Source organism: [Ruminococcus] lactaris ATCC 29176, from assembly GCF_025152405.1.
GTDB classification, from domain to species: Bacteria; Bacillota; Clostridia; order Lachnospirales; family Lachnospiraceae; genus Mediterraneibacter; species Mediterraneibacter lactaris.
Window position 1 is genome coordinate 2,238,788 of the sequence record NZ_CP102292.1, and the last position, 17,035, is coordinate 2,255,822.

The 17,035-nt window shown below is 43.4% G+C and carries 12 protein-coding genes and 1 pseudogene; 3 read left to right on the top strand and 10 right to left on the bottom strand.

The window, feature by feature from the left end; all coding sequences use genetic code 11:
• Positions 1 to 224 precede the first annotated feature (224 nt).
• The 5 genes from NQ541_RS10455 to NQ541_RS10480 form a co-directional block, all read right to left on the bottom strand.
• Positions 225 to 3,734: an AAA family ATPase gene (locus NQ541_RS10455; protein ID WP_005609821.1), complete on the bottom strand. Its 3,510-nt coding sequence runs from the start codon at positions 3,732 to 3,734 to the stop codon at positions 225 to 227.
• 154 nt (positions 3,735 to 3,888) lie between these two features.
• A complete protein-coding gene (locus NQ541_RS10460; protein ID WP_005609819.1) occupies positions 3,889 to 4,308 on the bottom strand; it encodes a YbjN domain-containing protein in 420 nt (139 codons plus the stop codon).
• Positions 4,309 to 4,701: 393 nt separating this feature from the next.
• Positions 4,702 to 5,607 (bottom strand): thioredoxin-disulfide reductase, encoded by a 906-nt coding sequence (gene trxB, locus NQ541_RS10470; RefSeq protein WP_044904937.1) that lies wholly within the window; start codon positions 5,605 to 5,607, stop codon positions 4,702 to 4,704.
• A gap of 65 nt (positions 5,608 to 5,672) precedes the next feature.
• Positions 5,673 to 6,467: a pyrroline-5-carboxylate reductase gene (gene proC, locus NQ541_RS10475; protein WP_005611660.1), complete on the bottom strand. Its 795-nt coding sequence runs from the start codon at positions 6,465 to 6,467 to the stop codon at positions 5,673 to 5,675.
• 101 nt (positions 6,468 to 6,568) lie between these two features.
• Positions 6,569 to 6,838 (bottom strand): acylphosphatase, encoded by a 270-nt coding sequence (locus NQ541_RS10480; protein ID WP_005611663.1) that lies wholly within the window; start codon positions 6,836 to 6,838, stop codon positions 6,569 to 6,571.
• Between the two features lie 331 nt (positions 6,839 to 7,169).
• On the opposite strand from NQ541_RS10480, the gene NQ541_RS10485 reads away from it, so the two are divergent.
• Positions 7,170 to 8,510 (top strand): ATP-binding protein, encoded by a 1,341-nt coding sequence (locus NQ541_RS10485; RefSeq protein ID WP_005611667.1) that lies wholly within the window; start codon positions 7,170 to 7,172, stop codon positions 8,508 to 8,510.
• A 508-nt stretch (positions 8,511 to 9,018) separates the two neighbouring features.
• Here NQ541_RS10485 and NQ541_RS10490 read toward each other — a convergent pair.
• Complete coding sequence (locus tag NQ541_RS10490; RefSeq protein ID WP_005611673.1) at positions 9,019 to 9,402, bottom strand: hypothetical protein; 384 nt, start codon at positions 9,400 to 9,402, stop codon at positions 9,019 to 9,021.
• A 235-nt stretch (positions 9,403 to 9,637) separates the two neighbouring features.
• Between NQ541_RS10490 and hydE the strand changes: the two genes are divergently transcribed.
• Together hydE and hydG are read left to right on the top strand one after the other, a co-directional pair.
• On the top strand, positions 9,638 to 10,693 hold the full coding sequence (hydE, locus tag NQ541_RS10495; protein WP_005611676.1) for a [FeFe] hydrogenase H-cluster radical SAM maturase HydE: 1,056 nt from the start codon (positions 9,638 to 9,640) through the stop codon (positions 10,691 to 10,693).
• Positions 10,694 to 10,717: 24 nt separating this feature from the next.
• Positions 10,718 to 12,139 carry a [FeFe] hydrogenase H-cluster radical SAM maturase HydG gene (gene hydG / locus NQ541_RS10500; protein ID WP_005611678.1) on the top strand — a complete coding sequence of 474 codons (1,422 nt, stop codon included), beginning with the start codon at positions 10,718 to 10,720 and terminating at the stop codon, positions 12,137 to 12,139.
• A 309-nt stretch (positions 12,140 to 12,448) separates the two neighbouring features.
• Here hydG and NQ541_RS10505 read toward each other — a convergent pair whose 3' ends face one another.
• The 4 genes and pseudogenes from NQ541_RS10505 to NQ541_RS10520 form a co-directional block, all read right to left on the bottom strand.
• On the bottom strand, positions 12,449 to 13,183 hold the full coding sequence (locus NQ541_RS10505) for a YdcF family protein (RefSeq protein ID WP_005611680.1): 735 nt from the start codon (positions 13,181 to 13,183) through the stop codon (positions 12,449 to 12,451).
• A 12-nt stretch (positions 13,184 to 13,195) separates the two neighbouring features.
• Positions 13,196 to 13,878 (bottom strand): annotated as a pseudogene (locus NQ541_RS10510) (TIGR00266 family protein).
• Positions 13,879 to 14,085: 207 nt separating this feature from the next.
• Positions 14,086 to 16,260, bottom strand: a complete 2,175-nt coding sequence (locus tag NQ541_RS10515) for a sensor histidine kinase (protein ID WP_005611688.1) — start codon at positions 16,258 to 16,260, stop codon at positions 14,086 to 14,088.
• Positions 16,232 to 16,930, bottom strand: a complete 699-nt coding sequence (locus NQ541_RS10520; protein ID WP_023920850.1) for a response regulator transcription factor — start codon at positions 16,928 to 16,930, stop codon at positions 16,232 to 16,234. The genes NQ541_RS10515 and NQ541_RS10520 overlap by 29 nt, the downstream gene beginning before the upstream one ends.
• Between the last annotated feature and the right edge of the window lie 105 nt (positions 16,931 to 17,035).

Genomic DNA, 17,035 nt, shown 5'->3' on the forward strand with positions numbered 1-17,035 from the left:
AACAGGTGTAAAATGCTTGCATTTTTAAGACTGTTTTTGAAATTTTATTTGGCGGATACGCCACACCGACGAAATGCGTAGCATTTTGGAGGTTGGCTCTGAACAGTTACATTATTTTTATGCTCATATCGGGTAGGATTGTGGGAGTGCGTAGCACGGAGCAATCCGTAGGCATCAAAGTCGGGGGCTTTTGACCCCGACATCTTATTTATTGTATTCAGTTCTCAGGTTTCATCAAATATATTTTGAATCTCATTCTGCGTCAGATGATTTTGTTCAAGAAGTTTCTTCGCAAGTGCTTCCACTTTCTCACGCCCGGAACAGATCAGATTTTCCGTCTCTTTCATCTGCTCTTTCAAGAGCCGGTTTGTCCGCTCAATAAATTCTTTTGCCAGTGTTGTATTAAGAATTTGCTCCGGAGACAGGCAGACAAGATTCTCTTCATCCATACCATAGGTTGCGATCACCCGCATAGCCATATCTGTTGCTGAACGTAAATCACTTGAAGCACCTGTATTCAGTGATGCCTCTCTTCCAAAAAATACCTTTTCTGCGGCTCTTCCCGCCAGTGACGTTCTGATCTTTCCCAGCAGATCCTCCCTGGAATAATTCGGCTTATTTTCGGAATTTTCATGCTGCATATATCCGCCAAAATTTCCACGTGATACGATCGTCACATAAGACGGCTTCTCCCCGGCACACCACGCAGCATAAGCATGACCTGACTCATGGATTGCCACGGACTCATAATAGCCTTGCTCCCAGGTCTTTTTCTCTCCATAATTATATTCTTCTAATGCATCCAGAAGCCTCTCTCCTGACAACTCTGTTCCTGCCTTTGCAGCATTCCGCATCGCAAGTTCTATGACATTTTGAAGAATTGCAATACTCTGCCCCGTTGTTCTTGCCGCCAGATTAGAAATAATATCTTCTGAAATTTTATTCTTTCCTTTTTGATTCAACTTCAATTCCAAATACTGCTTACGTTCTTCCTCATTTGGAAGATCCACATAAATCCGATTATCAAATCTTCGGAGCAAAGCCGGATCTATCCTTCGTTTCTTACCAGATACACTTCCATCCAGATCATAATTTGTTGCTGCAAGAACAAAAACCGGTTCTTTCACATTTTCGCGAAATCCATCCATTTCCGTCAACAACGTATTCAGCATGGACTCCGTGTGCTGGCTGGTCGTATCTCCTGTTCGTTCCTTTGCGATTGCATCAATCTCATCAATAAATATGATCGCCGGAGCATATTTTCTTGCAGTCCTGAACAACCGCCGGATATTTTCCTCACTCTTTCCGACATATGAATTCATAAACTGCGTAGCACTGGTCTCAAGAAATGCAACATCTGACTCCCCTGCCATAGCCCTGGCAAGCATCGTCTTTCCGGTACCCGGTGGTCCATACAGAAGCACCCCTTTGGGAAGTCTGCGTCCTTCCATGGAATACTTTTTCGGGTTCTTTAAAAATTCTGTAAACCAGGCAAGCTCTGTCTTCGCATTCTCTGCCCCGATCACTTCTGAGAATTTTGTTGTCGGACGCTGGGCATCCTTCATGATCGCACTCTGGCTGTCCATATCCACAGCCATCCTCTTTTTCAGATCATGATACTGAATAAATAATCTCTTTTCATCTGATGAAAGAATCTGTGCTGTATTGAAATCAAGCACATAACCTCTTTTGGCAAACTCTCTGCTCTTTTCCTCCATAAAAATCTCTTCCAGTATCTGATCAATCTGTCGCTCCACAGTTTCCGGAGCCAATGGATTAACAGGAACAATTCCTGCCATACCTCGTTGATAGAGCGAATTTTTATCAACCACCGAAAAAATTTTTTCAAATTCAATAAAATAGATTGGAAGATTTATTTCTGATTCTATCAGTTCTGTAAAAAACGACATTCCCTCAGAATACATATCATCAATACTTACGCCACTCTCATGTTCTTTATTTTCTCCGTAGTATGGATCAATCAGCACCATTGCCACATCTGTGTGCAGTAATTTTTCTGCCTCTTTCCTTTCGCTGACTCTGATCATTTCTGCGATTTTGTTCACTTCATTAAAATACGAAAATTCCTCATCCGTACACATCACAAGGACTTTCGCTCTTTTTTCATTTACAAACAGTTTTAAAATCTCCGCCGGCATTTCTTTTTTATTAATTTTAAAATGTACATTTTCTACCTGATCCATCAATGCTTTTTGATTTCCTAACTGTCTCGATAATTCAAAGATCTCCCTCTCAAGAAAATTCTTTCCCTGTGCAGATGCAATTCTTGCATCTGTCAGTCCGCCATAATGATATAGAAACAATAACGACAGATCCTTATCATAAGTAATCTGATACCCCAGCCTCTGCTCAACTGCCCTGCTTACTTCTGCGAACTGCGTCTCTATCATTTTCACAAGATGTCTGGTTTTGAGATGGTTGAACATAATGATATTTCCTGAGGCAATCCTGGAGCAGATTGCCTCAGGGAAAAGCTGCTCCCCGGTATATGGATTTTTATCTTTCCTGATGGCATCAAGCAGAACGCTCTTAGGCATCCTTGTATAGTCACCGCTCGTCCCATCTTCATACAAAGCTTTTCCTGCATTCGATGTAAAAATGATAATACTTTCTGAAAAATCCTCGTCCTGATCCAGAAAATCATTATGTAAAAGTCCCCGGTCAAGAATCTGCAAAAATAAGTGAATCACTTTTCTGTCCGCTTTTTCTATCTCATCAAAGATCAAGATTCCATCCGGATTTTTCCTCACGAACCTTACAAGCCGCCCCTCTTCCGCTCCCGAAAATTTTTTAGAACTTCCCATCAGTTCGGTAATGGAAGATGGATTTGAATATTCGCTCATATTAAATACAATCGTCTTTTTTCCGAGATACTCTGCTCCTGTCTCTGCAAGAAGAGTCTTTCCAACTCCCGGAGGCCCTGCAAATAAGAACACTGCCGCAGGTCTTTTTCTTTTTTCCAGGATATGAAATACCTCCCCTCGAAAGCAGCCCTGAACAAATTCCATTACTGCTTCGTCCTGGCCCTTCACAGTATCCAGCAGACGGCTTGTCAACTGCTGATATTTCACTGATAATTGTCGGAAATCTATCTTTTCCGTCTCTGGTGATTTTTTCACTCCGGGATGATTGTCTTTTTCCGCATTCTCTATCTTTTCTGATCCTGACGTCTCTTTTAATTCTACTGACTTCTCTGATCCTGATGTCTTATCTGATTCTGATGTCTTATCTGATTCTGATGCCTTGTCTTTCTGAGCTTTCATCCTATTTTCTTTTTCCTGCTTTAATTCATGCAGACATTTAAAATATTTTTCCTGATCCATTTCTTTTTTAAACCAGTTTAATTCTATTTTTCCACTTTTCAGCAGCTCTCTCATCAACTCTCCTGAAGAAAACGGCATCCCCGACATTCTCCACCCTTTAAAAAGTTGATCTACGTTTACCCACGAATCCTCCCCCAGCAATGGAAATAAAGTTGGTATTCTTGCTTTTGCATAGCTATACAAAATCTCATTTTCTTCCAGGACCTTCCGTGCTTTTTCAATATCAGCCCTTTCTTCTTCTGAAAATAAAAGATTCAGAGTCTTCTCATCCATCTGAAAAAGAAGTGAATATCCGTATAAAATATGATAGCCCGTCACTCCCGTTTCTTCTTTCAGGGAAGGGACTGTTCGTGCCATTTGTATTGCAACCTTATATACATTATGACTCATCTTTTTCTCCTCGTAACCTATAAAACTTCGTCTGATAAAGCTACAGTAATACACTGCATTTTGCAATTTTTTATTGCAATAATAAAAGCCCCAGGAAAGATAACTTTCCTACAAAGTCTCTCCCCCGGGGATCTTTCTTTTCAATTAAATTCAACTATGCCCACAATGCCTTCATGATCGTCGGATATGCCTCATCACAAATTCCTACAGTTCTGTAAATCAGCTCTTTACATTCCTCACCACAGGTATCCATATCCAGGATTGCATCCATCTTTACTATAAGTTCATTATCAGTATTTATAACGAAAGTACACCATCTGAAATTCAGATTCAACTCATTGATAACCGGATAAATTTTTTCTTTCAGATTTTCCGGGATTTTCACATATTCCTTTGTTCTGATATGCACATAGTTGCCATCCTCATCAAAAAAAAGATAAAGTTCGAGATGATCTATATTATCAAGACCTCCCATTCCAGTCTCGATAACATCTTCATCCTCTCCTAAAAGTGTATGCTGAAAATCATCTGCTGTCAGATATGCTGACACCATCTTTGCTGTCATATTTGCCATGTCCGTTCCTCCTGCGTATTTCTTTTTAGATGATGTCGGGGTCAAAAGCCCCAACAATGATGCCAACGGATTGCTCCGTGCTACGCACTCCCACAATCCTACCCAATATTCGCATATCGTGGGATTATCATCCCACTTTTATGCTCATATCGGGGCGGGTCTCAAGGTCATTCTACCACCAGTGTGCAAGCACACGTGGTTTCAGACCTTTTGACCCTGACATCTTTAGTTTATTGTATCATTTTTTCAAATCCAATTCTACTTTTTTCTCCATTGTCACCAAATTTTGTCACCAAATTTACATCTCCGTTCACTGTCAGTCTGTAAATTATACTGAAATCCCTGCCATATACACAGGTCAGCTCTGTCCTTCTACAAGATGGCTCTGTTCAGTCATTCCGCAAGATATTTGCATGCCGCAAGTGCAGCCACTGCTCCATCTGCCGCTGCCGTCGTAAGCTGGCGGACTTCCTTTGTCCGGCAGTCTCCGGCTGCAAAGATTCCCGCTCCTGATGTCATACAGTCTTCTGCTGCAAGAATAAATCCGTCTGCATCCAGTTTCACGACATTTTCAAACGGATCATTCTTCGGGATCTGTCCCACAGCAACAAATACTCCCGATACAGGCAATTTCTTCTTTTCTCCCGTCTTCAGATTCTGAAGTTCCAATCCTTCTACCTGAATTTCTCCACAGATTTCTTTCACAACTGAATCTAAAATAAAAGTAACATTTTCCTTTTTCTTAAGTCCCTCAACGATTCGTTCCTCACCCCGGAATGAATCTCTCCGGTGTATCAGATAAACCTTACTGCAATATTCTGATAAAAATTCGGCATCCTGAAGAGCGGTACTTCCGCCTCCGACAACCGCAACTTCCTTTCCCCGGAAGAACATTCCGTCACAGGTCGCACAATAAGAAACTCCCGCACCTGTCAGACGTTCTTCTCCGGGAACGCCCAAATGCCGGTGCGTCACTCCTGTTGCCAGAATAATACTCTTACAAGGATATTCTCTCTCAGTCGTTACAATGATCTTGATCCCGTCTTCTTCTAAAATCCCCGTCACACGTTCTCTCACCGGCTCTGTCCCAAGCTTCATCGCCTGATCCAGCAGATTCATGGAAAACTCACTGCCGCTGACACTGGCGATACCCGGATAATTTTCCACCTTTGGTGACGTTGTGATCTGACCGCCAAAAGCTCCTCCCTCGATTACCAATGTTCTTTTTCCTGCACGCTGTCCATAAATCGCTGCCGTAAGTCCTGCAGTCCCCCCACCGATAATTCCAATATCATACATCATGTTCTGTCTTCCCTTACCTTTTCTGCAAATTTCTTCTTACCAATCTTCCCGCAGATCGCTTTCTACAAACTTCTTGAAACCTCTGCACATGCCTTTTCTGCTTCGATCACTGCACTCCGGAAACCGCTTTGTTCCAGGACACGGACCGCTTCGATCGTCGTTCCCGCCGGAGAGCAGACCATATCTTTCAGTTCTCCGGGATGCTTTTTGGTTTCCAAAACCATTTTTGCACTTCCATAAACTGCCTGTGCAGCAAACTCATATGCCTGTGCCCGTGGCATTCCCTCCGCAACTGCTCCGTCTGCCATCGCCTCGATCAGCATAAAGACATATGCCGGAGAACTTCCGCTTACAGCCACAACCGCATCGATCATATGCTCCGGTACGACCTCTACTTTTCCAAAAGCTCCCAGTAATTTAAGTGCATATGCTTTGTCCTTCTCTGTCACATACTGATTCGGGCAGGCTGCCGTCATCCCCTCGCCTACCAACGCCGGAGTATTCGGCATGGTACGCACGATCCTGACCGGTTTGCCAAACTGCTCTTCCAACCATGCCAGTGTCTTTCCCGGTGCGATCGTAATGACCATCTGGTCTTCTCTTACGGATTCCCGGATTTCCTGAATCGTCTCTGCATAAAACTGCGGTTTTACAGAAAGCACCAATATGTCTGCCTTCTCTGCCACTTCTTTATTATCCGCTGTCACCTGGATTCCATACAGTTCTTTCACATGATTTCTTCCCGTTTCCATAATATCTGATCCAATGATCTCTTCTGCAGGAATGATTCCTTTTTTAATGATGCCTCCCATGATTGCTCCTGCCATATTTCCTGTTCCGATAAAACCTAATTTCATGTCACATTCCTCCTGTATCAATAATTTCTGCAGAATCTTTCCACAGGATGCCCTTGAAGAATCCTTTGCAGCATCCTCTGCTTTTTCTCCTGCTTCTTCTCTTATTTCACCCAGAAACTGTTCTCCTGCTCCACAGGAATTTCTTTTGTATCCATCCAGTCTATGGTAATAAACTGATTATGATTCAACCCTACAAGCAGTTTATTGATCAACATTTCCCGCCCCTGGATTTCAAGTGTCACTGTTCCGTCCCATTCATTTCGCACCCATCCGGTCAGCCCCAGTGACTGGGCAAGATATTTCGCCGTATAGCGGAATCCCACTCCCTGAACCCGTCCGTGGAATACAATTCTTTTTCTGATATCAGCCATAAGATCTCTCCTCTTTTTTGTACGCTGTTCATTGCTATTCTATCACAAGTTTTCTTTTTCTGACAACTTCCTATAGCATTTTCAATGATATTTTCAATCACACATCGCTGTGTGAATTTCATCAGGGCAAGTTGCTGCTCCATTTAACAATACCTTTCGAAGAAAAGCCAAAGACCAACCTACCGAACGATAATCTCATATAAAAGTGTGATTGATAAGCATTAAATTTTAATAATTTTGTGATTCTGGTTGTAATTTTCATAGATTTCGCATATAATAAAAGTGTGATTATAAAGCATAAAACTCCAATAAAAATGTGAGGAGTGATTCTATGGAACGATTTATCTTAAAAAAATTGCTGGATTGGAAGAATTCTCCCTATCGCAAGCCTTTAATCTTGAAGGGCGTACGTCAGGTGGGTAAGACTTGGATTCTGAAAGAGTTCGGCAGACGCTGTTATGAAAATACAGCCTACTTTAACTTCGACGAAAACGAAGAATATAAACAATTTTTTGAAACAACCAAGGATGTGGATCGGATTCTACAAAACCTTATGCTGGCAAGCGGTCAAAAGATATTGCCAGAAAAGACCCTCATCATCTTTGACGAGGTACAGGACTGCCCGAAAGTCATTAACTCCATGAAATATTTCTGCGAGAACGCACCGCAGTACCATGTTGCCTGCGCCGGTTCTCTGTTAGGTATCGCCTTGGCGAAGCCTTCCTCTTTTCCAGTAGGCAAGGTCAACTTCATGCAGATTGACCCAATGACATTCGCTGAGTTTCTACTTGCCAACGGTGATGAAAATCTGGCACAGTATCTAGAACAGGTGGATACCCTTGAGCCTATCCCTGACGCTTTCTTTAATCCGCTGTATGAGAAGCTGAAGATGTACTATGTCACCGGTGGTATGCCGGAGTCGGTATTGATGTGGACGGAGGCACGAGATGTTTCTGCCATGCAAGAAGCATTGTCCGGAATCATTGGAGCCTATGAGCGTGACTTTGCCAAACATCCTAATCTCAGCGAGTTTCCAAAAATCTCAATGATCTGGAAGTCTGTTCCTTCTCAACTGGCAAGGGAGAACAAGAAGTTCATCTATAAAGTGGTCAAGGAAGGTGCACGAGCCCGTGAGTACGAGGATGCTTTGCAATGGCTGGTGGATGCCCGTTTGGTGCATAAGGTCTACCGCAGCTCCGCTCCCGGCCTGCCGATAGCCGCTTATGATGACCTGTCCGCCTTCAAGATTTATCTGGTGGACGTGGGTCTCCTCCGCCGTCTGGCCCAGCTGGCCCCCACGGCCTTTGGCGAAGGCAACCGCCTATTTACTGAATTCAAAGGTGCATTAACCGAAAACTTTGTGTTGCAGACTTTAATTACTCAGTTTGAAGTTATGCCCCGTTATTGGAGCCAGAACAACCCACCTTACGAGGTGGATTTCCTCATTCAGCGGGAGAACGACATCTTCCCCGTAGAGGTCAAATCTGAAGCCAACACAACCAGCAAGAGTATGAAGAAGTTCAAGGAACTGTTCCCTGATAAGGTCAGGCTTCGCATCCGTTTCTCATTGGACAATCTGAAACTGGACGATGATGTGCTGAATATCCCGCTGTTCATGGCAGATCAGGCGGATCGATTGATTGGGTTGGCATTAGAGCAACTCCAGAAATAAACGCAAAAATTATTACAACTGACATAACAAAAGCCTCCATTGGTATTTTGATAGTTTACCAACGGGGGCTTTTGTTTATTTGAGTTTTCTTAATGGTGCACACAATACTTCATAGGCATATTTATATACTTCATTTGCTGACTCATCCGGCGAGATATCACCATGAGCAAGACAGCAACGAAGCATATATAGTATGATTACGATAGCTTCGCTTATTTTTCTAGCATCATTTACAAAATTATATGCACCAATTTGTTTTGTATTTTGTCCTGATGCAAGAACACTCGTGATACGATACGGTGTCAGTTCCCTATAACATTCCTTGTCATTTTTCCCGTGACTTCACCGCTAAAATTATACCACGCATTAAAGGCAATCCAAGCTTTCATAAATGCGGAAAAATAGTCAACTTTTATGTCGATTGCATCTATCCAATCTTTATATCCTGGCATTCCGGTTCACCTCACTTTGCGTAGATAACTTCTTTATCCATAATCTCCAATGCTTCTTACTCCAGCTTATATGCCTCGTATCGTTTCTTATTGGCTTCAAGAGCAAGAGTATTGATTTTTTCCTGGACATCATGATTTCTGAGGAGCGGAATTGGAATTTTGCTTATGTGCGTATCGTCTATTTCATCAATAACCGCAGCTTTTCCAGGGGTACCTTTATCAAGGTGTCTGGAAAGACGGTCAACAATATTTATTTTTTTAGAGTCCTCGTGAAGCTGGTCAACGACATCTGTTAAAAGGCAACTTTGGGAAGCTAACATACCATAAGTGATATCTGCTGTAAATTTACGATCAGGCTTGGAAAGCTGTTTTGAAATTTTATTTGAAAAAGTTAAAATTTTTCGTTTCAAAGTGTAAGTATTTGATGTAAAATTAGCCATAGGGAATCTCCTTCTTTTTTGTTTAGTAAGGTTTTTGTTTAGTAGCTTAATTTTACATCAAAAAGAAGTCAGATTCCTTATATTTTGGGCATTTTCATAAAGTTGTTGATAATGAATGGAGAAAAATCAGAGGTCTGTGGATAAAACTGCGGAAACTCAAGTTCGACACTTTCATTTACAAATTTTCAACAAAATGATATAATTTTCTCAATATTTCTTCTGTGAGGAGGGAACTATGAAGGAAGAATTTCACTTGATCGATCAATTAGAAATGGATCAGTTTCTTTCACGCGATGAATGGATCTTTCTGATCGAACACCGTTCTGATGCACTGGAACGATATCTTTTTGAAAAGTCTGAAGCAGTCCGTATCCGCGAATATGGCCATGATATTTATATCCGCGGACTGATTGAATTTACCAACTACTGTCACAACGATTGCTATTACTGCGGTATCAGGAAAAGCAATCCCAACATTCTGCGTTACCGCCTGTCTCCGTCTGAGATTCTTTCCTGCTGCCACATCGGTTATGAACTGGGGTTCCGCACCTTTGTACTTCAGGGTGGTGAAGATAACTGGTTTACAACAAAACGGATGGCAGAGATTGTTGCAGAGATTCACTCGCATTTTCCTGATTGTGCTATTACACTGTCCATCGGTGAACGTTCACGGGAAAGCTATCAGGCTTTGTTCGATGCGGGTGCTGACCGTTATCTGCTCCGTCATGAAACATATGACCCTGTCCATTACCGCAGGCTTCATCCTGATTCGCTTTCTGCCGTTCACAGACGGAAATGCCTTTGGGATCTGAAGGAAATCGGTTATCATATCGGGACAGGCTTTATGGTTGGCTCTCCATTTCAGACCGCAGAAAATCTGGCTGATGATCTTCTCTTTCTGAAGGAACTCAATCCACAGATGGTCGGGATCGGACCTTTCATTCCTCATCACGATACCCGATTTTCCCATGAGCCACCCGGAACTCTGAAGCTGACGCTCTTTCTTTTGGGCCTGATCCGGCTGATGATTCCGAAAGTACTGCTGCCCGCAACTACGGCTCTTGGAACGATTTCGCCCCAGGGACGGGAACTGGGAATCCGGGCAGGAGCAAATGTCGTAATGCCGAATCTTTCCCCAACAGAAGTAAGAAAGAATTATCTCCTGTACGACAACAAGATCTGTACCGGTGAAGAATCTGCTCAGTGCAGGGACTGCCTTGAACAGAGAATGGCATCCATTGGATACCAGGTTGTTGTGTCCAGAGGAGACTCACGAAACCGATCAATTTAACTCAGTATACTTAAGGAGGCTTTTATGTACGATATCACTTCATCCTGTGCAGATGATTTCATTAATCATGAAGAGATTCTTGATACACTTGCCTATGCAGATCAAAATAAAGAAAATAGTACCCTGATCGATTCTATTATTCAAAAAGCCAAAAAAAGAAAAGGATTGTCACACCGGGAAGCCTCCGTGCTTCTTGCCTGTCCGATCCCGGAAAAAAATGAAGAGATCTTCCGGCTTGCAGAACAGATCAAAAAAGATTTCTATGGAAACCGAATTGTGATGTTTGCACCACTTTACCTGTCAAATTACTGTATCAATGGATGTACTTACTGCCCTTATCATGCCAAAAATAAGCATATCGCAAGGAAACAGTTATCGCAGGAAGAAATACGGAAAGAGGTCATTGCCCTCCAGGATATGGGACATAAACGTCTTGCCCTGGAAGCAGGCGAAGACCCAGTCCGTAATACCATGGACTACTATTTAGAATGTATCCGGACCATCTACAGTATCCACCACAGAAATGGAGCGATCCGCCGGGTCAATATCAATATTGCAGCAACAACTGTCGATCATTACCGACTGCTCAAAGAGGCAGGGATCGGAACTTATATTCTCTTTCAGGAAACCTACCATAAGGAAAGTTACCTGTCACTTCATCCGACCGGACCAAAGCATGACTACAATTATCACACCGAAGCCATGGATCGGGCAATGCAGGGTGGAATTGATGATGTCGGCCTCGGAGTTTTGTTCGGGCTTGACAAATATCGCTATGAATTTGCCGGACTGCTCATGCATGCAGAACATCTTGAAGCCGCATTCGGAGTCGGCCCGCATACCATCAGCGTTCCACGGCTCAGACGTGCCGATGATATTGATCCTGACCAGTTTGACAATGGAATTGATGATGATACCTTTGCCAAGATCGTTGCCTGCATCCGTATTGCAGTTCCCTATACTGGAATGATCATTTCCACCCGGGAGAATCAGCAGTCAAGAGAACGTGTTCTTCATCTTGGTATTTCTCAGATCAGCGGCGGATCACGTACCAGCGTCGGTGGTTACTGCGAACCTGAACCTGAAGATGAAAAATCGGAACAATTTGATGTCAGCGACACCCGGACACTGGATGAAGTCGTCCGCTGGCTTATGGAAATGGATTATATCCCCAGCTTCTGTACTGCCTGTTACCGGGAAGGCCGTACCGGTGACCGCTTCATGTCGCTGTGTAAAAGTGGACAGATCCAGAACTGCTGCCACCCAAATGCCCTGATGACACTGAAAGAATATCTGACAGACTATGCCTCTCCTGAAACGGCAGCCATCGGAAACCGGCTGATTGAAAAGGAAGTCCTGAATGTTCCGAATGAAAAAGCAAGAAAGATCGTGCTTGAAAACCTCAGACTGATTGAGCAGGATAATCGGAGAGACTTCCGGTTCTGAGACTGAAGATAACCTGTAATACGATTGATTCTCATAAAAATAAGACAGACAGAGAACTGCCTTCTCCTTTCGGGTATTCCCTGTCTGTCTCATTTTATCTTATCCTTATATGGATGTTGGAGGCAAAAGCCCCCAACAATGATGCCAACGGATTGTTTCGTGCTACGCACTACCCGCTATTCGCATATCATGGTGCTTACGCCCCACTTTTATGCTCATATCGGGGCGGGTCTCAAGGTCATTCTACCACCAGTGTGCAAGTACACGTGGTTTCAGACCTTTTGACCCTGACATCTTATATGTTCTTTTCTAAAAAATCAAATACTTGATCTCTGCCAGTATCTCTCTTAGCACATTATTCGGCAGATACAATGCTGTCGATTCTGCAGCAATTCCTGACGGGTCTTCCAGTCCCTGCCTTTTAGCAATCTGCAACGCACGGAACATATGAAAGTTATTCGTGACGATGCCAACTGATTCCTTGCTTTTTATGAACTTTTTGCTATATTGGATATTTTCAGCTGTCGTCTTCGACTTCTCCTCTTTCAAAATCCGTTCTTCCGGGATTCCCTGCCGGATCAGATATTTTTCCATTCCTTCTGCCTCGGAACAAGGTTCATTGCTGCCTTTTCCACCTGATACAATACATTTGGTCTGTGGATTTTCATTTAAATATTCCACTGCCTTATCCAGCCGAAACCTTAAAACTGCACTTGGACCACGCTCATAGACCTGTGCCCCAAGAACAATGATATAGTCCAGTCCCGGTTTCCCTTCTGTGTTCATTTTACTTCCGATGCAGCCACCAATTCCTGTAAAAAGTACCAAAATCAGACATAACAATACCAATGTCACTCTCCGCAGAAACTGTGGCATGATTCCCCACAAGCCGGCCTGTGCTGCTGCCGAACATCCCACGAAAATGACTGCCAGTGCAATCCACACAAGAAAGAAACCGGTTCCCGAACCAATCGCCCGGATCAGGATTCCATATCCACCGCAAAGAACCGCCAGCAGAATCCAAAATATCGTAACTATTTTCATCCTTTCAATCCTCTATTTACCTGACGGCATAAATTTCAGGATCTCACCTGCTACATTAGAGATCGGCATCGTCTGCAGCCAGACCCGCCCCGGTCCTGTCACTACTGTATTGAAAACGCCCTCTCCACCAAAGACCATATTTTTCAGTCCCGGCACGGTCTGAACCTCCATACTGCAGGACCCTTCCATTGCCGCAAGATACCCCGTATCCACAACGATCTGCTGTCCCGGCTGAAGATCATACTGCACAACATGACCGTCAAATTCCAGAAAAGCCATTCCACTTCCTGACAGTCTCTGCATAATAAATCCTTCTCCACCGAAAATCCCTGCTCCTAACTTTTTCTGAAAATAAACCGAAAGACTGACCCCTGCCTCCGATGCAAGGAATCCTGTCTTCTGAACAATCAGTTCCTGTCCTGGAACGATCTGACGGGCAAGAATCTGTCCCGGAAAACTGGATGCAAACGCAATCATCCCATTCCCCCCCCCATTGCTGTATAACGATTCTGAAACATCGCCTCGCCTGAAAACATACGCCCAAACGCTTTTCCAATCCCGCCATTCGTTGTAGTCTCCATCTTCATATTCGGAGACATCCAGCTCATAGAGCCGCGTTCCGTGATCATCTGCTCTCCGCCCTCCAGATAGCAGACAACAACAGGAAGTGTATCACCTTTTATTTCGTATTTCATACCCAAGACCTCCTCTTTTCTTTTCATTTTGAGTGACATCTGTTGAAAAGTCAAGTCTTGCATATCAGATTCTATTTACATATTTCCTGCACCGAAAGCCCTTTCTGATCCATATTCGCCCGTGAAGCAATATACGGATAATCCGCCACTGCTACAGCTATTTAATTTTCAGTATTTTGTCCTTCCATGCTTTCTTCAGCAGTTATTTTAAACTTCTGTCTGCCCGGTCTGTCCCTCGCTCAGCCTGGGCAGCACGATCTCAGCCTTGAAAAGATCTGCCTCTGTCGTAATCTGCAACGTACCATGCTGCAATTCAATAAAGCTTTTTGCAATCGCAAGTCCCAGTCCTGATCCTTCTGTATTTCTTGAAGAATCGCCACGGACAAACCGATCCGTGATCTCATTCACATCAAAATCCAGTTCTGTTGCTGATACATTTTTCATAGAAATGCTGACTTTATCCGAAAACTCTTTCATTTCTATATAAACTCTCGTCTGTGCCATGGCATACTTTGTGATATTCACGATCAGATTTTCAAAAATGCGGTAGGTCTTTTCACTGTCCAGCCACATAATCACCTTATGATCCGGCAATTTCCAGCGGAACTCCAGCTTTGCATCCTGGATCTTAGAATCATTTTCCAGCTCCACCTGCCGGATCAGCCCCACCAGATCAACCTGCATATAATTCATCTTCACACTCTTGCTTGCTGCTTTACTGATCTCAAATAAATCCTCGATCAGCACTTTGAGCCGGAAAGATTTCCGCTCCAGTACCTCAATATACTCTTTCTGCTTTTCCGGATCTGTCTCATTTTTCAGAAGATCTGTATAAGTGATAATGGCAGTCAGCGGTGTCCGCAGATCATGTGAAACATTCGTCACCAGTTCCGTCTTCATCCGCTCATTTTTTACCTCTTCATCCACTGCCTTTTTGAATCCCTGCTGGATCCTGCACAGCTCCTTCTGTATCGGCATGAAAACTCCTGCATCCCCCTCGATCACCACATCAAGATTTCCTTCTGCCAGTTCATTTGTCGCATGAAGCAGCATCTGATACTTTCTCTGTACATCCCGGAAAAACTTTCTCAGGATCAGGAACAGTACAATCGAGTAGATCACCAGTGCATAAAATTCAAATCCGCACATCAGGCTGACCAATTCAACCACTACAAGTATAACAAAATTCACTATAACAATTCTTAAGATTGCTTTATGCGTCTTATCACGGAAGTCTATATGGGTCAGAGCATCATACTGCTTTCGTACCAGCTTTTTCAGCCTTTTCATGATCCCTTTTACCAGGCTCACAAAATCTTTTCCCATATGCAATTCATGCTGATTTTTCCACCGGATCAGCATGCTGGTCAGCGTCTGCTCCTTCCAGTATGCTCTCTTTCTTGTGAATATACCACAAAGACACGCCCCTGCCCAGCAGAGAATCAGAAAAATACCGCTCCACATCGCCAAATTAATTCCTATCTCTGCCATTTGCCGGAATGGTCTTATCATATGCACCAATGTCCCATCGACTGTCCTGCAGAGAATATTTGCCGGATAGTACAGCCAGTCGGCACTCCATCCAAAAATAACAATCAGAATCAATATGACTCCTTCAAATGGTACGCGGAAAATCTTTCCTTTATATTCTTCCGTCCTTAAAAGTGTCGGAAGAAGTGCCGCAGCCACTGCCAGCAAAAGCATCATGCAGTTGACAGAACGGCTCAGTCCACTATACCATATGACCATATCCCCGCTTCTCTGATCTTCATAAAAATTTTCAGCATAACTCTCTACATTCGCAGCCGACATTCCATAAATAAGCGTCATACTCTGTCCACCGGATAATTCAATCCCATAAGCATCTTCCATAAACCGTACATCAGCTAAAAAGCTCTGCTCTGCCTCATATTCTTCTTCCGGTGTCAGCCTGCTGCCTGACACTTCAATATCTGACAGTTCCCCATCCGCATCATAAGTATATGCCACCCGAATACCATAAATGGAATCCGAATCCGACAGAAGCCTTGTTGCCACAGAATCCGACGTACTCTTTAAAAGACTCTCTCCATTTCGGTCAAATGCCCCGTACTCCATATATTTTTTCAGCAGATTAAACTGAGACATTCCATATTCTTCCAACAGCTCCGACTGCTCTCGCCCTCCGGATATTTCATTGTCCAGAATACAGTTTCCGATCGCAAGTCCGTCACCCATATCAGAAATGACATTTTCCATAGAATCTGCCTTCTCTTTCTGAGCCTTTTCTCCTGCCTCGTAAAACGATCCATACCGACTGAGCAATACGGTTGAACAGATACAGATCAGGATCACCAGGATCAGATACTTCAGATTATCCCTGCTTTTCAATTTTGTAACCAACGCCCCACACCACCTTTAAATATTTCGGATTTTTTGGATCAAGTTCAATCTTCTCTCTGATATTTCTTACGTGTACCATAATCGTATCCGTATTGATCGCTTTTTCCTGCCATACACGCTCATAAATTTCCTCTGAAGAAAAAACTCTTCCCGGATTTTTTGCAAGCAACAGCAGAATTTTGTACTCGATCGGTGTCAGTCTGACCGGCTCTCCGTCCACAGATACTTCCACCGTATCCTCGTTGATCTCCAGACCTCCGATCACATGGATATTTTCCCTCGGTGCAAGCCGCTCCATAAATTTCCGGTATCTTCTGAGCTGGGAATTGACCCTCGCCATCAGCTCCATCGGTGTAAAAGGTTTCGTCACATAATCATCTGCCCCAATATTCAGTCCCATCACCTTATCTACTTCCTCTGACTTTGCCGATAACATAATAACCGGGAAATCATACTTTTCCCTTAATTTCATCGTCATCCGTATTCCGTCCAGTCTCGGCATCATAATATCCACGATCGCCAGATGGATCTCCTCTTTTTCCAGTACTTTCAACCCCTCTATACCATCCGCAGCCTCGTACACTTCATATCCCTGACTTTTCAGATAGATCTTTACGCCTTCCCTGATCTCTTTATCGTCCTCTACTACCAGTACATGATTCATTTCCATTGCTTTTCCCTCCTGCATATCCTTATATTAGCTGCTAAATCTAAAGGTCTCAGATACAAGTTTCCAAAGATTTTCTAAAGAAAAACCGGCCTTTTCATTCAAAGA